This window comes from Deinococcus hopiensis KR-140 (assembly GCF_900176165.1).
Lineage (GTDB): Bacteria > Deinococcota > Deinococci > Deinococcales > Deinococcaceae > Deinococcus > Deinococcus hopiensis.
The window spans coordinates 96,964-119,153 of sequence record NZ_FWWU01000004.1 but is presented as its reverse complement, the minus strand read 5'-3'; the positions used below and the strand labels follow the sequence as shown (position 1 = coordinate 119,153).

The window sequence follows — 22,190 nt, the reverse complement described above, 5'->3', positions numbered from 1 at the left end:
GGTGTATTTCATTGGCGCGGGGCCCGGTGCCCCCGACCTCATCACGCTGCGCGGCGCGCGGCTCCTGGGCGAATGCCAGCTCATCCTCTACGCCGGTTCCCTGGTGCCCGGGGCGGTGCTGGAACATGCCCACCCCGGCGCCGAGCGCTTCAACACCGCTGGCATGCATCTGAACGAGCAGGTGGCCCTGTACCGCCGTGCCCGTGAGCAGGGGCGGAACGTGGCCCGCGTGCACTCCGGCGACCCCGCCATCTACGGAGCGACTGCCGAACAGATGCGGGCGCTGCGCGAACTGAACATTCCGTATGAAGTGGTGCCCGGCGTCAGCAGCTTTACCGCGAGCGCAGCGGTGCTGGGCGCCGAACTCACCCGCCCCAATGTGACGCAGACGGTCATCCTGACCCGCGTGTCGGGCCGGGCCAGTCCAGTGCCGGAGCGGGAGAACCTGCCCAGCCTCGCCGCACACGGCGCGAGCCTCTGCCTGTTCCTGGGGGGCAACCAGCTCCCTCACATCGTGGCAGACCTGCTCACGGCCTACCCGCCGCACACCCCCGTGGCCCTGGTGCAGCGGGCCAGTCAGCCTGGCGAGCGGCAGCACGTCAGCACGCTGGATCGCCTGCTGTCCGAAATCCGCGTGAGCGAGTGGGCGCTGACCACCATGCTGCTCGTCAGCCCGGCCCTCTCGGACCCCGAGACGAGCAGCTGCCTGTACGACCCCGCCTACGCCCACCGGTTCCGCCGCGCTGAGAAGCCCGGGGGGGAGGCGTGACGGTGGCGATCTGGCCAGTCCGCCGCGAATCGGAGGCGCTGGCGCAGCGGCTGGCAGAGGCGCTGAACGCCGCCCTGCACCGGCCCTGGCAAAATGCCGCGCGACCCCTTGCCCAGTTTCAGGACGCCTTCCATGAGGCCCGCGCCTGGGTCTTCATTGGGGCCACCGGCATCGCCGTGCGCTTTCTGGACGGGCTGACGCGCAACAAACGCACGGACCCGGCGGTGGTGGTGCTGGACGACGCGGCCCGCTTCGCCATTGCCCTGCTGGGTGGACATGAGGGCGGGGCCAATCGCCTCGCCTACCGGGTGTCCCGCCTCACCGCGGCCGTGCCCGTCGTGACCACCGCCACCGAGGCGGTCAAGCCCCTCACCCTGGGCATCGGGTGCCGCCGGGGCGTGAGCGAGAACCAGATTACCGCCGCCGTTCGGCAGGCCCTGGGAGAACGCCACCTGGACGAGGTGCGCGAGGTGGCGACAGTGGACCTCAAGGCGAACGAGGCGGGCCTGCTCGCCTTCTGTGAGCGGCACGGCCTGCCTCTGCGGGTACTGGACCGGGCTGACCTCGCCGCGCGGCCTTTTGTCACGCAGCCCAGCGCCTGGGTGCAGCAGAACGTGGGGCTGCCCGGGGTGTGCGAACCCTGCGCCCTGAGCGCCAGCCCCCGGGGAAGCCTCATCGTGCCCAAGCTGGCCCTGGACGGCGTGACCGTCGCTGTGGTGGAGGACCCAGGCGCATCCGCTTTCGAGGAAAAGTCATGACCGGACATCTCAGCCTCGTTTCTGTCGGTCCGGGAGACCTCTCACTGGTGCCCGAACGTGCCCGACAGGCCCTGCTGGACGCGGACGTGATCGTCGCGTATGACCTGTACCTGCGCTGGGTGCAGCCCCTGATCACCACGCAGGAGGTGCTGACCCCGCCCCTGACCCAGGAGAAGTACCGCGCGCAGCTCGCCACCGAGAAGGCGGGGGAGGGAAAGCGGGTGGCCCTCGTCAGCAGCGGGGACATCGGCGTGTACGCCATGGCGGGGTTGGTGTTCGAGGACCTGCCCCAGGACCCGCCCTTCGGCGTGGAGGTCATTCCCGGCATTACCAGCGCCACCGCCTGCGCCAGCCTGCTGGGTTCCCCCCTCACGCACGACTTCGCCACGCTGAGCCTCTCGGACCTGCTGTGTCCCTGGGCGTGGATCGAAGGGCGCGCCAGCCACATCGCCCAGGCGGACCTCGCCTGCGTGCTGTACAACGTGCAAAGCAAGTCCAGGCGCGAGGGCGTGTACCGTGTGCTGCGCCTGATGCTGGAACACAAGCGTCCGGACACGGTGTGTGGGGTGGTCCGCAACGCCTACCGCGAGGATCAGGAGGTGCGCGTCACCACGCTCGAAGCCCTGCTGCAAGACGAGTTCGACATGCTGACCACCATCGTCATCGGCAACCGCTTCACCGCCCGGAAGGGGAGGTGGATGTACACGCCGCGCGGTTACAACGACTGGCAGCCCGGGCGGGCCGGGGAGACGCGGGCTGCGTCCTCCCATCTCGGGGAAAGTATCTGGGTCTTCAGCGGCACCCGGGACGGCAATGCCCTGGCCCTGCAGCTGGCGGAGGCCGGGGAGCACGTGACCCTCAGCGCCGCTTCCGAACTCGGCGGGCAGGTGGCGCCGAAGCATCCGCACATCGAGCTGTACAGCGGTCCCCCGGGGGTGGAAGCCCGCCGCCGTGCCCTACGGGGTGCGCGGGCCGTGGTGGACGCCACCCACCCTTATGCCCAGGCCATGACCGCCGGGCTGCGGGAACTGACGGCAGAACTGGGTCTGCCCTACTTCCGCTACGAGCGGCCCGGCGGTCTGCCCGCCGACACGGGGGGTCTGGCGCTGGTGGATTCCTTTCGGGAAGCCGCGCGGGCCGCCGCGCCCCATGGCCGGGTGTTCCTGGCGACGGGCAGCAAGGACCTGAAAGCCTTCTTGCACGCCGTACCAGGAGCGGAAGTCTTCGTGCGCCTCACGCCGCAGCCTGACGTGCTGCGCCGCGCCGGGGAACTCGGGGTGCCGCCGGGACGCATCTGCGCCATGGTGGGGCCCTTCTCCCGTGAATTCAACGTGGCCCAGTGGCGGGCCTGGAACATCGGTGCGGTGGTCACCAAGGAAAGCGGTGCGGAGGGGGGCTTCCCCGCCAAGCTGGAGGCGGCCCGCGAACTCGGCCTGCCCCTCATTGTGGTGCGCCGCCCACCGCCCCTTCCCGGTGCCTTTTTCAGCACCGGTGCCCTGCTGTCCGCCCTGAACGCCCATCTCAAGGAGCCCGCATGACCCTTTCGACCTTCAAAACCCCCGTCACCATCGTCAGCGGCTTTCTGGGGGGTGGCAAGACCACCTTGCTGGGCAATTTGCTCAACCAGACGCACGACCGCACCCTCGCCCTGATTGTCAACGAGTTCGGGGAGGTCAGCATCGACGGCCCCCTGCTGGAAACGCGTGAGGACGGCGTAGAGCTGCACGACGTGCACGGCGGGCTGCTCGCCTACGGCGGCGAGGGCGACGCCTTCCGCCGCACCCTGCACGCCCTGAAAGACCGCCGCCACACCTTCGACCACGTGCTGATCGAGACGAGTGGACTGGCCGTGCCCACGGCCGTGATGGTTACGCTGGAGGAGCCCGAATTCAGCAGCGACTTCGCGCTGGACGCGACCCTGGTCGTGGTGGACACTCCCCTGCTGCTGGCGGGAGCCTTCAGCGCGGAAGCCGCCGAGGAGGCCGCCCGCAGCGCCGCCCGGGTCTTTGGCGCCCAGCTGGAATATGCGGACGTGGCGGTGCTGAACAAGATTGACAGCCTGACCGACGCGGACCTGCTTCAGGCGGAAGCGGACGTGCGGCACCGCGCTCCCCGCGTGCGCTTCATCGAACTGGCCTATGGGGCGCGGCTGGATACGCAGCTCACCCTGGGTCTGAATCTGCACGGCCGCCGCAGTGCGGCCCACCAGGCCCCCGTCAGTGGCGCTCCCGGTACGCTGGCACAGCCCCTGCACGACCACAGCGCCCTGGACGGTCACGCACACGGCGATCTGGACGCCCACGTCCACAGCCTGAGCACCCACCAGCACTTCCACGAGCACGACCCAGGCTGGCAGTCTTTCCGCCTGACCAGCGACGACGCGCAGAACGTGCCCGAGCTGGTGCGGACCGTGCAGAATGTGGCCCGGGTGTTTCCCGTGCTGCGCGTGAAGGGCTTCGTGCAGGGCGAGGACGGCGGGCGGCACGCGGTGCAGGCGGTGCGCTCCCGGGTGGAGGTGCACCCCGCACCCGTCAACGCAGATGCCGCCAACGAGCTGATTTTTATCGGCTACCACGTCAGCCGCAAGAAAGTCACCGAGGCGCTGCAGCGGGCGCTGCCCCAGCGGTGGGCCTGAGATGGCGGCCACCCTCGCCCTGGTGTTCGCGCTCGGCGTGCGGCACGGGATAGACGCCGATCACCTCGCGGCCATCGACGGCTTTTCCCGGTTGCGCCCCAGCCGCTGGACTGGCGTGCTGTTCGGGCTGGGACACGGGCTGGTGGTCACCCTGCTGGCGCTGCTCGCGGGGCACCTGGGTCAGGACTTCGGGCTGGACTGGCTGGCCCCGTACCTGTTCCTGGGGGTGGCGGCGCTCAACCTGTGGCGGCTGCTGCGCCCCGCCCCTGCCCACACGCACCGGCTGCCCGCACTGGCGTTGGGACCGTTCGTGGTGGGCCTGCTGCTGGCTGTGGGAATGGAAACGAGCAGCCAGCTCGCGGCCCTGTCCCTGGCGCGCAGCCTCTCTCCGCTGGCCCTGGGCCTGACCTTCACCCTGGGCATGGTGCTGGCCGACGGCCTGGACGGCCTGCTCGCGTCGCAGCTTCAGCGCGGTCAGCGGGCCGACCCCCGCCGCTCGGACATCGCCTCCCGCGTCATGGGCTGGCTGGTGGTGGGCCTGTCCCTGCTGTTTGCCCTGACTGGCCTGGCGAACGTGAGCCTGGAGGACGTGGCCGGACCACTGGGGCTGGCTGTGTTCGGCGTGCTGCTGGCCCTGCGAATCTGGAGCCGGATGGGTCCCCGGACTCCGCAGGTGGCCTGATGCGTTCCGGCGACCGCGAGGCCCTGTGGCGCGTGCTGGAAGCCCGGCGCGACCACCGGCATTTCCGCCCTGACCCCGTTCCGCAAGGAGCGCTGGAGCGGGTGCTGGAGGCGTTTCGCGTCGCTCCCAGCGTGGGCCTGAGCCAGCCCTGGCACGTGACGGTGGTGCGCGGCCCAGACCTGCGGAACGCCGTCTACACCAGCTTCGCGGGGGTCCGGGCGCGGGAGCAGGAACGCTTCGCCGGACCGCGCCGCGCCCTGTACAACACGCTGAAACTGGAGGGCATCCGGGAAGCGCCCGTCGGCCTGCTCGTCAGCTTCGTGCCGCCTGCGGACGCTACGCTGGGCACCACCAGCCTGCCCACCGCCCTGGAGTACAGCGTGGTCAGCGCCATCACGCTCGCCTGGCTGGCCGCCACGGCCGAGGGACTGGGGATGGGCTGGGTCAGTCTGGTGGAGCCGGACGACTTGATGGCGGCGCTGGGGCTGCCCGGCCACCTCCGTCCCCTCGCCTACCTGTGCCTGGGCTTTCCCGCCCTGGATCTGAAAGAGCCCCTGCTGCAGACCGTGGGCTGGGCGCAGGCCCGGCCCCTCACGGTGGAGTGGCGGGACTGAAGGAGATTGTGTGACCCGTTCCCCTACCCCCAGACAGCGCGTTACCCGCGCCGACGGCCGCACCATCAACGTGGCCCGCAAGCGCGGTCACCTGAGCTACTGCTTTCACGGCTGCTGCTGCGGGCGCACGGACAAGGGGTATCCGGCGGCCCCGGCGGACGTGTACCGGGACGAGTGGACCCGGCGCAAGATGCGGAACGCCGTTCACCTTACCAAGGGCGGGTGCCTGGGGCCCTGCGGCCTTGCCAACGCCGCCCACCTCGTGTTCGACGGGCATGACGTGTGGTTCCACTCGGTCAACGATGCCTGGCTGGTGCGGGCCATTTTCGATTATATCAGCGCGATGCTGGAGCGAGGCGGCTACCTGCCCCCGCCCCCTGAACTGGTGGAGTACACCTTCAACTATTACGCCTGGGACGCGGCAGGCGGTGCGGCTGCGGGAACGGTGGCCCTGCCCATGGCGACGCCCGAGGCCCCCGCCGAACTGTCTGGCATGGCCTTCCTGACCCACGCCGATACGGACCTGCTCAACCTCCGCGCCGCGCAGGAGACGCTGCCCGCCGACTTCGAACCGGTGACGGGCGTGGCCCTGGGGGGCATCCGCTCGGACGCGCAGATGGGCACGCTGCTTTCCGGTGCCGTGGGGCGAGCGGAAATCGTGCTGGTGCGAATTCACGGCAAATTCTCGGCGGTGCCGGGGGCCGAGTTGCTGCTCGAACATGCCCGTCAGGCGGGGCAACACCTGCTGCTGGTGAGCGGCACCAATGAACCGGACGCCGAACTGGCGGCGCTGAGCCTCGCGCCCGCGCACACCCTGGACACCGCCCGCGCCTACCTCGCCGCGAGTGGGTGGCAGAACATCCGGGAACTGCTGCTGTCGCTGAGCGACACGCTGCGGCTGACCGGATACGGGGCGCAGCCGCCCCTCGCTCTGCCCGAGCACGGCATCCACCACCCGGACCTGCCGGAAAACGCCACGCTGGAAGACTGGCAAAAGGTCCGCACGCTGGGCCGCCCCGCCGTGGGCATTCTCCTGTACCGCGCCCACGCGCTAAGCGGGAACACAGACTTTATCGACACCCTGGTTACGGCGCTCGACGAGGTCGGGGCCGATGCCCTGCCCGTCTTTACCACCAGCCTCAAGGATGTGGACGAGCGGGGGGACCCAAAAGCCTTCGCGCTCTTGCGGGGGCAGGTGGACGCCCTGATTTCCACCCTCTCCTTTGCGATGGCCGACGTGCAGGCGGGGGGCGTGACCCAGGCGGGGGCCAACGTGGGCGCGCTGGAACGTCTCGGCGTGCCCGTGGTGCAGGGGCTGACGAGCGGTGGGGCGCGCGGACCCTGGGAGACCAGCGCGCGGGGTCTGAATCCCCTCGATACCGCCATGAACCTGGCCCTGCCCGAGTTCGACGGGCGGATTATCGGCGTGCCCTTCGCGTTCAAGGAGCAGGAGGCCGGGGAAGCCCGCCGATTGCAGGCGGACCCGGAGCGGACGGTTCGGCTGGCGGGCATTACGGTACGGCTGGCCCGGTTGCGGCACCTGCCCAACGTTGAGAAGCGGCTCGCCTTTATCTTCACCAACTCCACCGCCAAGGCGTCCCAGGTGGGCAACGCGGTGGGGCTGGACTCGGCGGCCTCGCTGCTGCACACGCTGCACGCACTGAAGGCCGCGGGATACGACGTGGGCAAGCTGCCCGAGACGAGTGACGCGCTGATGCACGCCCTCATCGGGCGCACGTCCTACGACGCGGCGCAGCTCACGCCCACGCAGCTCGCGCAGGCCGCTGCGAAGGTGCCCGCTGACCTCTATGCGCGGTGGTTCACGGACCTGCCTGTCAGCCAGCAACGCCGGATGCGGGAGCAGTGGGGCAACCCGCCCGGCGAGGCGTATGTGCATGACGGCTCCGTGGCGCTGGCGGGCCTCTCCTTCGGCAAGGTGTTCGTGGCGCTGCAACCCCCACGCGGGTACGGCATGGACCCGGACGCCATCTACCACACGCCGGACCTGCCGCCCACGCATCATTACCACGCGCTGTACCGCTGGATGCGTGAGCCGCCGGAACTGGGCGGTTTTGGAGCCCACGCCCTGGTTCACGTGGGCAAACACGGGACGCTGGAATGGTTGCCCGGCAAGGGCGCGGGCCTGAGCGAGAACTGTTTTCCCGACAGCCTGCTGGGCGACCTGCCCCTCTTTTACCCCTTCGTCATCAACGATCCCGGCGAGGGCACCCAGGCCAAGCGCCGCGCCCACGCCACCATCCTCGACCACCTGCCGCCGCCATTGACCCGTGCCGATACCTACGGGCCGCTGGCGGAACTGGCGGCGCTGGTGGACGAGTATTACCAGCTCGAACTGCTGGACCCCTCCAAGTTGCCCCTCCTCCAGGGGCAAATCTGGGACCTGGTGCAGAAGGCGGACCTGGGGACGGACCTGGGCACCATGCTGCGCCGGGACCACGGGGACCACGTGCACGCGTGGGACGACGAGTTCACCGAGGAGGGCGTGCCCGTAACCATCAGCGAGATGAACGGGGCGGACATCGCGCACCTGCTGGAAGACATCGACGGGTACCTGTGCGAACTGGGCATGGCGCAGATTCGGGATGGGCTGCATGTGCTTGGGCAGCCGCCCCAGGGTGAGGGGCTGCCCGAGATGCTGCGGGCCCTCACCCGACTGGCGAACGCGGAGGTTTCGGGCATGAATGCTGGCCTGGCCGGAGTGCTGGGGCTGGACCTGGGCGCATTGTTGGACGCGCCCGGCGCACGTCTGGCGCCTTGCGCCGCACTGGACGCCCTCGCGGGTCGCCCGGTCCTCACCCACGGGGACGCGCTGGAGGTGCTGGACGAACTCGCGCTGCACCTGTACCAGACCTTACAGGCGCGGGATTTTGACGCCTCCGCGATTCCCGAGGCTTTGGCCCTCTCGCTCGGCCTCCGGGAGGATTACGGCACGCTCCCCGAGACCCTGGACTACGCCTGCCGGGTCCTCAAGCCCAATCTGGACGCGACGACAGACGAAATCACGCACCTGCTCGCGGGCCTCTCCGGGCGGTATGTGCCTGCCGGGCCAAGCGGGGCGCCTTCCCGGGGCCTCGCGCACATCCTGCCCACGGGGCGCAACTTCTATGCCGTGGACCCCCGGGCGCTGCCCTCGCAGGCGGCGTGGACGGTGGGCAGCAGCCTCGCGCGGGAGGTGCTGGAGCGGCACCTGAAGGAAGCGGGCACCTACCCTGAACACGTCGCCATCAGCGTCTGGGGCACTTCCAACATGCGCACCCAGGGGGACGACGTGGCGCAAATCCTCGCTTTGATCGGCGCGCGGCCCCTGTGGCATCCTCAGAGCCGCCGCCTGACGGGCGTGGAACTCATCCCCCTCGCGGCGCTGGGCCGTCCCCGCATCGACGTGACGGTGCGGATCAGCGGCTTTTTCCGGGACGCCTTTCCCCACCTGATCACCCTGCTCGACGAGGCGGTCAACCTCGCCATGCAGGCGGACGAGCCGGAAGAACAGAATTATCTGCGCAAGCATTACGTCGCGGACCTGCGCGAACGCTTGAGCGAGTTGCCCCCGGAAGAGGCGCAATCCCGCGCCAGCTACCGCATCTTCGGCAGCGCGCCGGGCACCTATGGCGCGGGGATTCTGGACCTCATCCACGAGGGCAACTGGAAGGACGAGGCGGACTTCGCCCGCACCTTCATCAACTGGGGTGGGTATGCGTACACAGCGGCCGACGCCGGAACGGACGCCCGTGAGGACTTCCGCGCCCGCCTTTCGGTCACCCAACTCGTGCTGCACAACCAGGACAACCGCGAACATGACATCTTCGACAGCGACGATTACCTGCAGTTCTTCGGCGGGATGATCGCCTCGGTGCGGTCCCTGAGTGGCGCGCAGCCCCGGCAGTACTTCGGGGACACGGCCAATCCCGAGCGTGCCCGCGTGCGAGACCTGAAGGAGGAAGCCCTGCGCGTGTACCGCTCGCGGGTGGTCAATCCCAAGTGGCTGGAAGGTGTCCGCCGCCACGGCTACAAGGGTGGGCTGGAGCAGACGGCGACGGTGGATTACCTCTTTGGCTTCGACGCCACCGCGCAGATTGCCCACGACTTCATGTACGAGGGGGTGGCCCAGGCGTATGCGCTGGACCCCGAGAACCAGGCGTTCCTGCGGGAATCGAACCCCTGGGCACTGAACGCCATCGCTGGGCGGCTGCTCGAAGCCCACGCCCGCGACCTCTGGACCCCCGAACAGGCCACGCTGAACGCCCTGCAAAACCTGCTGGCCGAGAGCGAGGGCCTGCTCGAAGACCGGGGCGAGGCGGGACGGGTGCGGGGATGACCCTTCAGACGGACGTGTTCGGCGAATGGACGGCCGAGGTGCTCGCCGTCCGATCTGGGCGCTGGCAACCGGAACGTGACCGGGCCTTCTGGCAGGAGAAGGCGGCGCACTACGACGCGGGCCAACCGCCGCTTCCCAACACGGTGGCGTGGCTCAGGGAGCGGCTCACGGGTGCGGCGTCGCTCCTCGACGTGGGCGCGGGGACGGGCCGCCTCACGCTGCCCCTGGCGGGCGCGGTGGGGCGGGTGACGGCGCTGGACCACTCGCCCGACATGCTCGCCGTGCTACGCGCCAAGGGACCGCCCGCGTACCTGCACCTGCGGCAACAAGAACTCGCGGACGCCCTGCAAGACCCCACGCTCCCGCCCCACGACGCCGTGCTGAGTGCGTGGTCCCTGGCCTACCTGCCGGACCTGCGCGGAGCACTGACAGGCCTGCTGCGCCTCGCCCGCCGGGACCTCTTCCTGCTGGAGGACGATGGGGTGGGCAGCCCACACGTCACCCTGCGCCGCCAGCTCGCGGGGCAGCCCAGGCCCACGCGGGCCTCCAGCCTGCGCCGCGCCCTGCACGCGCTGGGGGCAGAGCCTGAACACCTTCAAATTCCCGAGGAACGCGAATTGACCTTTCCTGACACGGCGGCCCTGCTGGCCCAGGCACGCTTGCCCCTTGGTGCCGCGGAGGCGCTCGCCTTCCTGCGTCCCCACCTCACGCCCGAGGGGGAGGGCTGGCGCTACCGCTGGACCTTCGACGTTCACGCGCTGCATGTGCCCCTGGGGACCCGCCCGTGACCGCCCTCTATCCCCTCTCTGCCGTCGCGCACCAGCCAGCGCTGCGGATGGCCCTGTCGCTGCTGGCCGTGTCGCCCGATATCGGCGGCGTGCTGATTCGTGGGGACCGGGGTGCGGCGAAAAGCACGGCGGCGCGCGGACTGGCGGCGTTGCTGCCTTCCCGTCCGGACGGCACCCCCGCCCCCTTCGTGAACCTGCCTCTGGGGGCCACCGAGGACCGCGTGGTGGGCACCTTGGATTTGGACGCGGCCCTGAAGGGTGAAGTCCGCCTGAAACCCGGCCTGATTGCCGGGGCGGACGGCGGCGTGCTGTACATCGACGAGGTCAACCTGCTGGCGGACCATCTCGTGGACGTGCTGCTGGACGTGGCCGCGATGGGCGTCAACCGCGTGCAGCGCGACGGCCTGAGCGCCGAGCACTCCGCCCGCCTCGCGCTTGTGGGAAGCATGAACCCGGAGGAGGGGGGCCTGCGACCCCAGTTTCTGGACCGCTTTGGGCTGTGCGTGGACGTGCAGGCGCCCACAGGGTACGGGGAACGCGCGGAAATCGTGCGGCGGCGGATGGCGTTCGAGGCGGACCCGGCAGCCTTCACGGCCAGGTGGCAGGCGGAGGAGGCCATGCTGACCGCCCGCCTCTCTGCTGCCCGCGACCGCCTGCCCCAGGTGGCTCTGCCCGATGCCCTGCTGGACACCATCGCTGCGCTCAGTGCGGAGGCGGGGGTACGGAGCCTGCGCGCTGACCTCGTGCTGTACAGGGCCGCCCGCGCTTTGGCCGCGCTGGAGGGCCGGAGAGAGGTCCGGGAGGAAGACCTGCACCGCGTCGCTCCCCTCGTCCTGACCCACCGCCGTGACCCCCGGCTGCCCCCACCCCCTCCACCGCCCCCCGCACCACCGCAAGAACCGTCCACTCCACCCACCGAAGCGCCACAGGAGGCTTCCGCCCCTCCATCCCCGCAGGACGACCCGGAGGAGGTCTTCGCGCCCGCCGCAAATCCCGCACCTCTGGCCCTGCCCGCTGCCCCCACGCCCGGTGCAGGCGGGGGAGGGAGCGCGCAGGGCCGCACCGTTCGCACCGTACCTGACCCTCAGGCCGTCACGCTGGCCGTCCCTGCCACCCTGCGCGCCGCCCTGACCCGGACAGGGGCGTCGGGAGGCCCCATGACCCTGACCCGCGAGGACTTTCGCGCCCCTGTCCGCGAGGAGGTCACGGGCCGCCGCGTCCTGTTTGTGGCCGACGCGAGCGGCAGCATGGGCACCCGCGAGCGGATGGGGGCCGTGAAGGGCGCGGTGCTGGACGTGCTGCGTGAGCAGGGACGGCGGGACCGGGTGGCCCTGGTGACGTTTCGGGGGGCAGGGGCGACCCTCGCGCTGGACTTCACCACCGACGCGGCTGCTGCCGAGGCGGCCATTACCGCCGCGCCCACGGGCGGACGAACTCCCCTGGCCCACGCGCTGACCCTCGCCGCGCAGGTCCTGACGGGCGAGCAAGGCGCGCAACTCGTGCTGTTCACCGATGGACGGGCGAATGTGCCGCTGACCCCGGGAGGGGAGGCGTGGGCGGACGCGCTGGGGGCGGCCCGCGGCTTACGGGGCATCCCCACGCTCGTCGTGGATACCGAGACGGGACACGTGCGCCTGAACCGGGCGGCGCAACTCGCGGGGGTGATGGGAGCGGAGTGGACGGCCCTCTCCCCCGCCCCTGCGGGCTAGGGAAGCCGCCCGTCTCCGTCAGACAACCGCCGCGGCTCCCGGTTGACCCACGCCCTCCTCCGTGACACACTGCCCGGCGTCACTCGGGGTGCCAAGAAGGCTGAGAGGGCACGCGCAACTGCCGCGCCCAACCCGTTGAACCTGATCTGGTTAAGACCAGCGGAGGGAACGTGATGGGAACCCCAACTTTGATGTGTAGCGGCCTGCCCCCCTGCCGGGGTGGGCTTTTGCCGTATGGGTCTGTCCCCTCTCGCCCCTGCCGCTTTGCCGTCAGGAGCGCAGGGAGACGACATGACCGCCCACCGACCGGCCCGCAAGGGCATCACTGACCCCACCCCCACGGACCTCGCTCATATCACGGCGGGTCCCTTTCCAGGCAGCCGCAAGCTTTACCTGACCCCGGCAGGCCGCCCGGAACTGCGCGTGCCTGTGCGGGCCATCTCGCAGACCCCCACCACCGAACGTGTTGGAGGCGTGACGCGCACCACGCCCAACCCCGACGTGTACGTGTACGACGCGAGCGGACCGTACACCGACGCGAACGCCGCGTTCGACCTCACGCGCGGTTTACCTGCCGCCCGCACCTGGCTGGGCGGGGGCGAGGGGCACCTCACCCAGCTTCAGGCCGCCCGCCGGGGAATCATCACCCCCGAGATGGAATACGTGGCCCTGCGCGAGGCCCTGCGTCAGCCGGGAGATTTCGACCTGGACCACCAGCACCCCGGTGAGGGCTGGGGAGCCAGCCTCCCGCGCGAGGTGACGCCCGAGTTCGTCCGCTCGGAGGTGGCGCGGGGGCGGGCGATTATTCCCGCGAATGTGCGCCACCCTGAACTGGAGCCCATGATCATCGGGCGGGGTTTCCGCGTGAAGGTAAACGCCAACATCGGCAACAGCGCGGTGCGGGCCAGCGTGACCGACGAGGTGGAAAAGCTGGTGTGGGCAACGCGCTGGGGGGCCGACACGGTGATGGACCTCTCCACAGGCCCCGACATCCACCGCACCCGCGAGTGGATCGTGCGCAACAGCCCGGTGCCCATCGGTACGGTGCCCATCTACCAGGCGCTCGAAAAGGTAGGCGGCAAGGCCGAGGAACTGAGCTGGGACGTGTACCGGGAGACGCTGATCGAGCAGGCCGAGCAGGGCGTGGACTACTTCACGGTCCATGCCGGGGTGCGCCTGGCCCACCTGCCGCTGACAATGCGCCGGCGCACCGGCATCGTCTCGCGCGGGGGCAGCATCCTGGCCCGCTGGTGCCTGGCGCACCACCGCGAGAACTTCCTGTACACCCACTTTGCCGAGATCTGCGAGATCATGGCCGCCTACGACGTCTCGTTCTCGCTGGGCGACGGTCTGCGCCCCGGCAGCATCGAGGACGCGAACGACGCGGCGCAGTTTGCCGAACTCGGCACGCTGGGCGAACTGACGCAGGTGGCCTGGGCGCACGGGGTGCAGACCATGATCGAGGGCCCCGGCCACGTGCCCCTGCACCTGATCCGCGAGAACGTCGAGCGGCAGCTGTCGGTGTGCGGCGAGGCGCCCTTCTACACGCTGGGGCCGCTGACCACCGATATCGCGCCGGGCTATGACCACATCACCAGTGCCATCGGGGCGGCCAACATCGGCTGGTACGGCACGGCGATGCTCTGCTACGTGACGCCCAAGGAGCACCTGGGTCTGCCCGACAAGAACGACGTGCGCGAGGGCGTCATCGCCTACAAGATTGCGGCCCACGCGGCGGACCTGGCCAAGGGACTGCCCGGGGTGCAGGCGCGCGACAACGCGCTCTCAAAGGCCCGCTTTGAGTTCCGCTGGGAAGACCAGTTCAACCTCGCCCTCGATCCCGAGCGGGCCCGCGCCTACCACGACGAGACGCTGCCCGCCGAGGCCGCCAAGACCGCCCACTTCTGCTCCATGTGCGGCCCGCAGTTCTGCTCCATGCGCCTGTCCCAGGACCTGCAGGAGGACCTGGCTGCCCTCGCGCTCGCCGATCTGGAGGCCAGCCTGCAGGAGAAGGCGCAGGAATTCCGGGAAGGTGGCCACGCGCTGTACCTGACCGCACCGGTGGAGTTGTGACGCGCCCACTCGGGCGGCTCTACCTCATCGCCACACCGCGTCCGGGTCAGCCCGAAGCCGAGTTTCTGGCGCGGGTGGAGGCGGCACTCGGCGGCGGTGTGGACCTGCTACAACTGCGCTGCAAGGACTGGGAGGCGCGGGCCTACATCGCCCTGGCCGAGCGGACCCGCGAACTGGCCCACGCGCGCGGCGTACCCCTGATCGTAAATGACCGGGTGGACGTGGCCTGGGCGAGCGAGGCGGACGGCGTGCATCTGGGCCAGGGGGACCTGCCCCCAGCGTGGGCGCGGCAGCTGGCCCCTGGCCTCGCCATCGGGCGCAGCACGCATGCCCCCGAGCAGGCCCGCGCGGCGCTGGCGGACGCCTCGGCCTATCTGGCCGTGGGTCCGGTCCACGTGACGCCCACCAAGCCGGGCCGCGCCGCCGTGGGCCTGGACTACGTGCGCTGGGCGGCAGCCCACCTGCCCGGCGTGTGGTACGCCATCGGCGGCCTGAACGCGAAAAACCTGCCCGAAGTGCTGGAAGCGGGCGCGCGGCGGGTGGCGGTGGTCCGCGCGGTGCTCGACGCGCCCGATCCGGCGCGGGCGGCTGCAGAACTGTGGGAGGTGCTGGCGGGGTTTCCGCTGCTTGCTTCACAGGTGGGCGCACCTTGATTTCGCTCAACGCGGCGCTTTTTGCTGTTGGCTCCCTTCCCGTGAACGCCTGGCGCGCATTACGGCGAATGGAGGTGGGGGCCAGAGCAGTGTTTTCTCCGTTCCAATCGGGAGCGAGCTTCGCCCGCCACCCCCCTCCTTCCGCGCTCGACGAGTTCCGCCCAAGGAGGGAGGGAGCAAAACCCCACACCATTCTCCCCAGGAGGACCCCATGCAAGTGAACGGCCAACCCTTCGTCCACACCCCCGGCCTCACACTCCACGCCCTGCTGCGCGAACTCGGCGTGCCGCCCGAGCGGGTGGCTGTGGCCCTGAACGACGACTTCTACCCCGGCGCGCGGGTGCCGGACCGCGAACTGCGTCCCGGCGACGTGATCGAAGTAGTGCGCGTGGTGGCGGGCGGATGACGGGCGATCACGTACAGACAGACTCGCTCGTCATCGCTGGGCAGCCCTTCACCTCACGGCTGATGCTGGGCACCGGCAAGTTCCGCGACTTTACGCTGATGGGAGACGCGATCAGGGCGAGCGGCGCGCAGATCGTGACGGTGGCAATCCGGCGGGTGGAACTTGGCGCCCCGGGCCACGAGGGGTTGCTGGACGCCCTGGACCTCGGGTGCCTTCAACTGCTGCCCAACACCGCCGGATGCCGTACCGCCGCCGAGGCGCTGCGGGTGGCCCGGCTCGCGCGGGCGCTGACGGGGACGCGCTGGATCAAGCTGGAAGTCATCCCCGATCCCCGCTACCTGCTGCCCGACAGCCTGGAAACGCTGCGGGCCGCGGAGTTGCTGGTCTCAGAAGGCTTTACCGTGCTGCCCTATGTCCAGCCCGACGCGGTACTGGCCCGGCAACTGGAGGCCGTGGGCTGCGCCACAGTGATGCCGCTCGCCAGTCCCATCGGCTCGGGGCGGGGGCTGCTCGCGCGGGCGTTGATCGAGACGGTCATTGACGGCGCGGGCGTGCCCATCGTCGTGGACGCGGGCCTGGGGGTGCCCAGCGACGCTGCGCAGGCCCTTGAACTGGGGGCAGACGCCGTGCTGGTCAACACGGCGGTTGCGGAGGCGCGTGACCCGGTGCAAATGGCCCACGCCTTCGGGCTGGCGGTGCGGGCGGGCCGCGAGGCCTACCTGGCGGGCCGGATGGAACAGCGAGCACAGGCCAGCGCCAGCAGCCCGCCCAATGGGGTGCCCCGCCTGCCGGACCCGGAGGTGCCCGTCCTGTGATCGCTGTTATTGGCGGTGGCCTGATCGGGGCCTGCATCGCCTTCGAGCTGCGCCAGGCCGGCAAGGAGGTGCTGGTCCTCGACGCCGAGCGCCCCGGGGCGGCCTGGCGTGCGGGGGCGGGGCTGCTGACGCCCAGCGGCGAGCGGCTGGCAGGAACGCCCCTTGAGGCGGACGTCCGCCTCAGCCTGGGGATGTGGCCTGGGTTTGCCCGGCGTATCGAAAGGGCCTCTGGGCAAACCGTCCATTTCCGCGAGGGCGTGTACCGGGTGGCCCTTACCCCGGCGCAGGCCCAGGAACTGGAGGCGCACCCGGCGGGGGAGTGGACCCGGCCACCCCTCCCCGGAGTACTGGCAGCCCGCGTTCACCGGGAGGAAGGCCGTGTGCATCCGCCGAGCTTGCGTAAGGCCGCATTGCGGGGCTTGCCGATGCAGCGGGCGCATGTCCGGCACCTGGAGCCGACAGGGCAGGGCGTGCGGATCCATACGGATGGGGAGGTGCTGGAGACCCGCGCCGCCGTCCTCGCCTGCGGGGCCTGGAGTGCCGAGTTCGGGCTTCCTGTACGGGCCGTCCAGGGTCAGGCGCTGCTGCTGAACGCACCTCAGGACACGCCCGCCCTGTACAGTCTCCCCCGGACGGGCTTCAACCTCTACGCACTGGGCCGCCCGGACGGCGTCTATGTAGGAGCCACCAGCCGCGAGACGGACCGAGCCACGCCCGACGCCCACGCGGCGGTCTGGCTGCGAGGAGGAGCGCAGCGTCTTCTCGGGGCGGAGGGAGGAACGGCCCCCACCCGGCAACACCTCGTCGGCCTCCGTCCGGTCACGCTGGGTGGAAGCCCCCTGCTGGGCCCTCATCCGGCGCTGCCCCGGGTGATTGTCGCCACAGGGCATGGCCGTCACGGCGTCCTGCTCGCACCCCTGAGCGCCTACCGGGTGCGTCACCTCGTGGAAGAGGTGCTGGCGGAAAGGGCTGCGCCGCGCGTAGGGATGGCCGGATGAAGGCCGTCGCCCTCACGGTGGCCGGCTCCGATTCTGGAGGCGGGGCAGGCATCCAGGCGGACCTCAAGACCTTTGCGGCCCACGGGGTGTACGGCGCGTCGGTCCTCACGCTGGTCACGGCGCAGAATACCCGGGGCGTTGCGGCGAGCCACGCGCTGCCGCCCGAACTGGTGGTGGCCCAGCTGCAGGCGGTGCTGGACGATTTTCCGGTGGCTGTGGTCAAGGTGGGCGCCTTGGGAACAGCTCCCGTGGTGCGGGCGGTGGCCGACGTGCTGCGGCCTACAGGCCTGCCGCTCATCCTCGATCCGGTGATGTTCGCCAAGGGAGGTGCAGCCCTCCTCGATTCCGACGCCGTGACCGCACTGCGGACCGAATTGCTGCCCCTCGCCTGCCTCGTCACTCCCAATCTACCCGAAGCCGAGGCGCTGCTGGGCCTCGCGCCGGGGGAGTTGCACGGCAAAACTGGCCTGGAGGCGCTGCGAGACAGGCTGAGGGAAGCCCTCCCCTTCCCCCTGCTCCTCAAGGGTGGGCACGGCGCGGGCGAAACGGTGGAGGACGAGCTCTGGCTGCCAAATGCGGCTCCGCTGGTTCTCACTGCTCCCCGCCGCCACACGCGCCACACCCACGGCACAGGCTGCACCCTGTCGAGCGCGGTGGCTGCCAACCTCGCCCTGGGTCACGCGTTGCCCGAGGCCGTGCGCCACGCCCACACGTACGTGCAGGCCGCCTTGGGGCACGCCCCCGGCCTCGGCAGTGGGCACGGGCCGCTGGAACACTTTCCACGCTTCGTTGCTCAGGAAATGCCCTGACCCGGCTCCCCTCCAGCGAGGGGAACAGCCCGGCCCCGCCGCCGGTACAGCGTCACTGCCAGGCCCAACAGCACGACATTCAGGGCCGCGATCAGGAAGAACAGCGCCCGGGGGTGCCCGCTGTAGATCAGCCCCGCCAGGCCCGCCGCCGGAATAGAAAACAGCAGCGTCAGCGACTGCACCGCCGAAAACAGGTCTGCCGTGTTCTGTTCAGGCAGGCGGTTAAACAGCACCGCGTCCCGGAAGGTCTGCGTCAGGAAGGTGGACGCGGCCAGCACGCTGACCACGAGCAGCAGCAGGGTCAGGTTCCCCACTGGAATCAGCAGCACCAGGGCCGCGCCGAGCAGACCCAGCGCGCGGGCCAGCACGAGCACCCACGTCGGGGGCCGGTGCGAAAGCCGCCGCAAGACCAGCCCGTACATGACCAGGGTGACGGCCGCGGTGGCGAACGGCACGAACGACAGCGCCCCGCCCGTAAAGCCCAGGGCCTCACGGAAAAAGAGAATCTGAAAGAGCCCCATCTGTTCCAGAAAGACCGTCAGGATGTAGAACACCGTGACCAGGGGCAGTCCGGGGTGCCGCCGCAGCCCCGCGAGTTGCTCCAGGCTGTGCATAAAGCTCTGCCAGGGGTGCAGGTCCCGGTGCTCGGTCATGGCGGCGGCCCCGCTCCGGGTTTCCTGGGTGATCGCGTTGCGTACCACGAACATCACCGTCATGCCCACGCCGCCCAGTGCGTAGAAGGCGCGCAGCGTGGCCTCCACCCCGTAGCGGTTGATAAATACACCCAGCACCGGCGTCAACATGCCGCAGGTGGCGATAATTACATTGAAGATGCCGAACACCCGCGCCCGCTGCGACTGCTCCACGTCCTCGATCACGAGGAGGCTCCACGACACCCCCACGATGCGCCCGGTGGCGCTCAGAACGGCGGCGACCAGAAAAGCCGGAAACGTCGTCGCCAGGGCCCACAGGAACATCGGGACGGTCCACGACACCAGGTCACCGATAAGGGTGGTGCGTTTGCGCCCAACGCGGTTGGTGATGGGCGCGGCCAGCAGCTGAAACACGAAGGAAAAGGCCAGCGTGACCGAACCCAGCAGGCCGATCTCGGTGCTGCTCAGCCCCACGCTCTTGAGGTACAGCGGCGCGTAGTACAGCACGATGGTGCCGAACACCGCCCACAACGGCTCCATCAGGATGGAATTGCGGGCGTTGCGGGGCAGATCGGCCAGGGCAGCGGGTTTGAGTGGGGCGAGTCTCATGGGGCAACACTCCGGGGCGGCGGGAAGGGGCAGGGGCCACGCGGGCAAGCAAAAACTGACGTGCGGGGCACGCCAGCTTGGGAGGCAGAGTAGCGGATTGGAGGCAGGGAAAGAAGCCGGGGAATGGACCCTCAGCCCAGCGTCTTGCCCCCATTCACGGCGACGCTCTGACCGGTGACGAATGCGGCAGTGGGCGAAGCGAGAAAGGCCACCATCGCGGCGAGTTCCTCCGGCTGGCCCATCCGCTGCAGGGGCACGGTGGCCGCGTAAGCCTCGCGGGCCGCCGCGTCCACATCGGCGTGGCGCTCCACCGGAATCCAGCCGGGCTCCACCACGTTTACCGTGATGCCGTCCGGCCCCAGTTCGTTCGCCCAGCTGCGGCTCAGGCCCACGAGCGCCGCCTTGGCCGCCACATAGTGCCCGAATTCGGCGTTGCCGAGGTGGACCACCTCGCTGCCGATGTTGACCACCCGTCCCCCGCCGATCCGGCGAAAGTCAGGCAACGCAGCCTGGAGCAGCAGCAGCGGGGCCTGAACGAAAAACCGCAGTTGGCCCAGGTGGTCTTCCCAGGTCTGATCCTCCAGCCGGACGAAGGGCTGCGGGCCGGTGGCGTTGTTCACCAGCACGGCCACCGGGCCGAGGGAGGCGCGAATCTCCTCCACGCCGCGCTCCACGGCCTCCACGTCCGTCACATCGAAGCGGTAGGCCCGCGCGGTGCCGCCGGCAGCGGTAATTCCCTCCACCGTCTGCGCGGCCCCGGCCTCGTCGTGGGCGTAGTTCACGGCCACGGCCCAGCCCGATTGCGCCAGTGCGAGGGCCAGCGCCCGGCCCAGTCCGCGTGACGCGCCGGTCACGAGGGCGCAGCCAGAATCCACCGAAAATGTCGTCATCCGTCCTCCTGTTTCGTTGAACCAGTCCGAAGAGAGCGCCCCCGCAACACCTCCCGGAAGCGCTCCCGCCCTTGTCTGGCCCGCGACTGTGTTTTCGGCCGCTGCTCGCCCGCTGGCTCAGCGCACCCGGCGTTCGATCAGGGCTTTCGCGTCGGTCAGGGCGACCTGCACCGACTTGGAGCCGTCCAGCACATTGCCGATGGCCTCGTTCATGATGGTCTCGGCGATGGGGTCGAGGCGGTTGACGTCCAGCGGCTTGATGCGCAGCGCGGCCGTGCGCCACAGCAACCGGGCCTTCTGGTTCGCCAGGTAGGGAATGCCCTCGTTGAACATGGTGTCGTTCTGCGCGGCCAGCAGCGCGGGGAACGCGCCGGTGGTGCGGAAGCCCAGCAGCTCCTGGTCCTTTTGCGTGGTCATAAACTTGATGAATTCCCAGGCCTCGGCCTTGTGCTGGCTCTGGTTGGGAATGGCGTAGAACGAGCCGCCCCACGCCGCGTAGGTGTTGCCGGGCAGTTGCTGGGCGTTCCACTTGCCCGCCGTGTCCTTGGCCAGCCAGTTTTTCATGTGGCCGACCAACCAGGCGCCGCTGAATTCGGTGGCGAGGTTGCCCTTCTGGAAGGCCGTGGTCCACTCGGGGCTGAAGGCGGCTCCGGCGCGGGCGTCGAGTTTCGCGTCGCGGACCTGCTTGGCGAGCGTCAGGGCACGCACGAAGCGGGGGTTGGTGGGCGACACAAGCACCTTGTTGCTCTTGTCGAAGTAGATCCCTTCCCCGGCCCCCAGGTTGGTGCGGATCAGGATCTGCGCGACTTCGGAGGCGTCGGGAATCAGGAAGGTGCCGGGGTTGGCGGCCACGACCTTCTTGCCGTTCTCGATGTAGGCTTCCCAGCTCTTGTTCAGGTCCGCCGGCTTGACCCCAGCCTTTTTCAGCAGGTCCGTGCGGTAGAACATCGAACCCGGGCCGATATCGATGGGCATGGCGACGACGCGGCCGTCCTGGGTGGTCGACTGCGGAAAGGTAAAGGCCGTGAAAGACTTCTTGTACTGGCCAATGTTGTACGGGGCCTTGCTGAGGTCGGTCAGGCCGCTGCCCTCGGCGAAGCTGGCGATATAGCCGAAGTCGATGGCCACGACGTCGCTGGCCCCCTTGCCGGTGGAGAGCGCGGTGGTCAGCGCGTTGTGGTGATCGGCGTAGGCGAGCGACACAACCTTGACGTCGACGTTCGGAAACTTCTTGGTAAAGGCGGGGATGGCGGCCTTCACCACGCTGTCGATGTCGGGAAAAACGCCCACAGTGAGGGTGGTCTTGCTCTGGGCGGCGGCGGTGGTGGCGACGAGGGCGACGGTGAGGCCGAGCAGGGTTTTGCGCATGGGAGTTCCTCCAGGAAACGGGAGAGAGGGGAAAGGCGAAAAAATGGGGTAGAGAACAAAAAGAATTCCGAAAAGGCCAGGCCGGGGAGGGGCGAGGAAGGGGGGGGACCTCGGCCCTCCTGGCCGGGGAGCAACACAACGCCCCCACCTCCGCGAAAAAAGCGGAAGGAAGAACGGTCACGAAGGGCCAGGAAGCCGCTTCGTCACAGCGGAACGCAGGTGGGTTGTCTTTGCCTGAAAAAAGTGTAGGGGCCAGGAAGCAAATTCCACGCATCATTGGGAAGCGTTTTTGCAAGCAGGTTGAAGACAGGCCAGCGGCGGCGGGGGGCAGGAGGACCCGCTTCCACAAAGACATGCACGGAATGTTCTCCGCTCTGTGGGCGCGTAAGGGCGCTTTTTCTCAGGCCCTCGCTGGCAGAACAGATGAAGGAAAAGTCGCATTTATTCTTCACTAAAATGTAGTAAGACTTTGTTTACCCGTTTCTTAACCTGAACTGTCCTTTCAGGCTTGCAAAGAGGTTCAGACAACACGACCGGACCTTCAACCCGGGGTGCCGTGGGAGCACAGGTTGAAGGTCCGTCTGGGGAGAGAAAGGTCAGGAAACGGTGGGGATACGGACTGAAG

18 protein-coding genes and 1 riboswitch are annotated in these 22,190 nt (G+C 69.4%); of the genes, 15 read left to right on the top strand and 3 right to left on the bottom strand.

Annotated elements, in window-relative coordinates; genetic code table 11:
• Position 1: 1 nt before the first annotated feature.
• From cobM to thiD, 15 genes are all read left to right on the top strand, one after another.
• Positions 2-769 carry a precorrin-4 C(11)-methyltransferase gene (cobM, locus tag B9A95_RS03815; RefSeq protein ID WP_245808141.1) on the top strand — a complete coding sequence of 256 codons (768 nt, stop codon included), beginning with the start codon at positions 2-4 and terminating at the stop codon, positions 767-769.
• Entirely contained in the window at positions 766-1,527 is a 762-nt protein-coding gene (locus tag B9A95_RS03810) for a cobalamin biosynthesis protein (protein WP_084045618.1), read from the top strand. The genes cobM and B9A95_RS03810 overlap by 4 nt, the downstream gene beginning before the upstream one ends.
• Positions 1,524-3,065, top strand: a complete 1,542-nt coding sequence (cobJ, locus tag B9A95_RS03805; RefSeq protein WP_084045617.1) for a precorrin-3B C(17)-methyltransferase — start codon at positions 1,524-1,526, stop codon at positions 3,063-3,065. The genes B9A95_RS03810 and cobJ overlap by 4 nt, the downstream gene beginning before the upstream one ends.
• Entirely contained in the window at positions 3,062-4,162 is a 1,101-nt protein-coding gene (locus tag B9A95_RS03800) for a CobW family GTP-binding protein (RefSeq protein WP_084045616.1), read from the top strand. The genes cobJ and B9A95_RS03800 overlap by 4 nt, the downstream gene beginning before the upstream one ends.
• 1 nt (position 4,163) lies before the next feature.
• Complete coding sequence (locus tag B9A95_RS03795) at positions 4,164-4,844, top strand: HoxN/HupN/NixA family nickel/cobalt transporter (protein ID WP_084045615.1); 681 nt, start codon at positions 4,164-4,166, stop codon at positions 4,842-4,844.
• Entirely contained in the window at positions 4,844-5,458 is a 615-nt protein-coding gene (gene bluB, locus B9A95_RS03790) for a 5,6-dimethylbenzimidazole synthase (protein ID WP_084045614.1), read from the top strand. Before B9A95_RS03795 ends, bluB begins: the two co-directional genes overlap by 1 nt.
• Before the next feature lie 10 nt (positions 5,459-5,468).
• Positions 5,469-9,794: a cobaltochelatase subunit CobN gene (locus B9A95_RS03785; RefSeq protein WP_084045613.1), complete on the top strand. Its 4,326-nt coding sequence runs from the start codon at positions 5,469-5,471 to the stop codon at positions 9,792-9,794.
• On the top strand, positions 9,791-10,582 hold the full coding sequence (locus tag B9A95_RS03780) for a class I SAM-dependent methyltransferase (protein ID WP_084045612.1): 792 nt from the start codon (positions 9,791-9,793) through the stop codon (positions 10,580-10,582). Before B9A95_RS03785 ends, B9A95_RS03780 begins: the two co-directional genes overlap by 4 nt.
• Before the next feature lie 47 nt (positions 10,583-10,629).
• Positions 10,630-12,291 (top strand): VWA domain-containing protein, encoded by a 1,662-nt coding sequence (locus B9A95_RS03775; RefSeq protein ID WP_084045810.1) that lies wholly within the window; start codon positions 10,630-10,632, stop codon positions 12,289-12,291.
• A 74-nt stretch (positions 12,292-12,365) separates the two neighbouring features.
• Positions 12,366-12,477, top strand: a riboswitch (TPP riboswitch).
• A 105-nt stretch (positions 12,478-12,582) separates the two neighbouring features.
• On the top strand, positions 12,583-14,364 hold the full coding sequence (thiC, locus tag B9A95_RS03770) for a phosphomethylpyrimidine synthase ThiC (RefSeq protein ID WP_084045611.1): 1,782 nt from the start codon (positions 12,583-12,585) through the stop codon (positions 14,362-14,364).
• Positions 14,361-15,017, top strand: a complete 657-nt coding sequence (thiE, locus tag B9A95_RS03765) for a thiamine phosphate synthase (protein WP_084045610.1) — start codon at positions 14,361-14,363, stop codon at positions 15,015-15,017. Before thiC ends, thiE begins: the two co-directional genes overlap by 4 nt.
• Before the next feature lie 211 nt (positions 15,018-15,228).
• Entirely contained in the window at positions 15,229-15,423 is a 195-nt protein-coding gene (gene thiS / locus B9A95_RS03760) for a sulfur carrier protein ThiS (RefSeq protein ID WP_084045609.1), read from the top strand.
• Entirely contained in the window at positions 15,420-16,238 is an 819-nt protein-coding gene (locus tag B9A95_RS03755; RefSeq protein WP_084045608.1) for a thiazole synthase, read from the top strand. Before thiS ends, B9A95_RS03755 begins: the two co-directional genes overlap by 4 nt.
• Complete coding sequence (locus B9A95_RS03750) at positions 16,235-17,236, top strand: NAD(P)/FAD-dependent oxidoreductase (RefSeq protein ID WP_084045607.1); 1,002 nt, start codon at positions 16,235-16,237, stop codon at positions 17,234-17,236. The genes B9A95_RS03755 and B9A95_RS03750 overlap by 4 nt, the downstream gene beginning before the upstream one ends.
• Complete coding sequence (gene thiD, locus B9A95_RS03745) at positions 17,233-18,045, top strand: bifunctional hydroxymethylpyrimidine kinase/phosphomethylpyrimidine kinase (RefSeq protein WP_084045606.1); 813 nt, start codon at positions 17,233-17,235, stop codon at positions 18,043-18,045. The genes B9A95_RS03750 and thiD overlap by 4 nt, the downstream gene beginning before the upstream one ends.
• On the opposite strand, the gene B9A95_RS03740 is transcribed toward thiD, so the two are convergent.
• The 3 genes from B9A95_RS03740 to B9A95_RS03730 form a co-directional block, all read right to left on the bottom strand.
• Positions 18,030-19,307 carry an MFS transporter gene (locus tag B9A95_RS03740; protein ID WP_245808120.1) on the bottom strand — a complete coding sequence of 426 codons (1,278 nt, stop codon included), beginning with the start codon at positions 19,305-19,307 and terminating at the stop codon, positions 18,030-18,032. The genes thiD and B9A95_RS03740 overlap by 16 nt on opposite strands.
• A gap of 131 nt (positions 19,308-19,438) precedes the next feature.
• Entirely contained in the window at positions 19,439-20,197 is a 759-nt protein-coding gene (locus tag B9A95_RS03735) for an SDR family oxidoreductase (RefSeq protein ID WP_084045605.1), read from the bottom strand.
• Positions 20,198-20,314: 117 nt separating this feature from the next.
• Entirely contained in the window at positions 20,315-21,565 is a 1,251-nt protein-coding gene (locus B9A95_RS03730; protein WP_084045604.1) for an extracellular solute-binding protein, read from the bottom strand.
• Between the last annotated feature and the right edge of the window lie 625 nt (positions 21,566-22,190).

Bases quoted from the DNA above. Each gene is read 5' to 3' on its own strand.
- cobJ (WP_084045617.1), top strand. From the start codon at position 1,524: ATGACCGGACATCTCAGCCTCGTTTCTGTCGGTCCGGGAGACCTCTCA.
- B9A95_RS03800 (WP_084045616.1), top strand. From the start codon at position 3,062: ATGACCCTTTCGACCTTCAAAACCCCCGTCACCATCGTCAGCGGCTTT.
- B9A95_RS03795 (WP_084045615.1), top strand. From the start codon at position 4,164: ATGGCGGCCACCCTCGCCCTGGTGTTCGCGCTCGGCGTGCGGCACGGG.
- bluB (WP_084045614.1), top strand. From the start codon at position 4,844: ATGCGTTCCGGCGACCGCGAGGCCCTGTGGCGCGTGCTGGAAGCCCGG.
- B9A95_RS03780 (WP_084045612.1), top strand. From the start codon at position 9,791: ATGACCCTTCAGACGGACGTGTTCGGCGAATGGACGGCCGAGGTGCTC.
- B9A95_RS03775 (WP_084045810.1), top strand. From the start codon at position 10,630: ATGGCCCTGTCGCTGCTGGCCGTGTCGCCCGATATCGGCGGCGTGCTG.
- thiC (WP_084045611.1), top strand. From the start codon at position 12,583: ATGACCGCCCACCGACCGGCCCGCAAGGGCATCACTGACCCCACCCCC.
- thiS (WP_084045609.1), top strand. From the start codon at position 15,229: ATGCAAGTGAACGGCCAACCCTTCGTCCACACCCCCGGCCTCACACTC.
- B9A95_RS03755 (WP_084045608.1), top strand. From the start codon at position 15,420: ATGACGGGCGATCACGTACAGACAGACTCGCTCGTCATCGCTGGGCAG.
- thiD (WP_084045606.1), top strand. From the start codon at position 17,233: ATGAAGGCCGTCGCCCTCACGGTGGCCGGCTCCGATTCTGGAGGCGGG.
- B9A95_RS03740 (WP_245808120.1), bottom strand. From the start codon at position 19,307: ATGAGACTCGCCCCACTCAAACCCGCTGCCCTGGCCGATCTGCCCCGC.
- B9A95_RS03735 (WP_084045605.1), bottom strand. From the start codon at position 20,197: ATGACGACATTTTCGGTGGATTCTGGCTGCGCCCTCGTGACCGGCGCG.
- B9A95_RS03730 (WP_084045604.1), bottom strand. From the start codon at position 21,565: ATGCGCAAAACCCTGCTCGGCCTCACCGTCGCCCTCGTCGCCACCACC.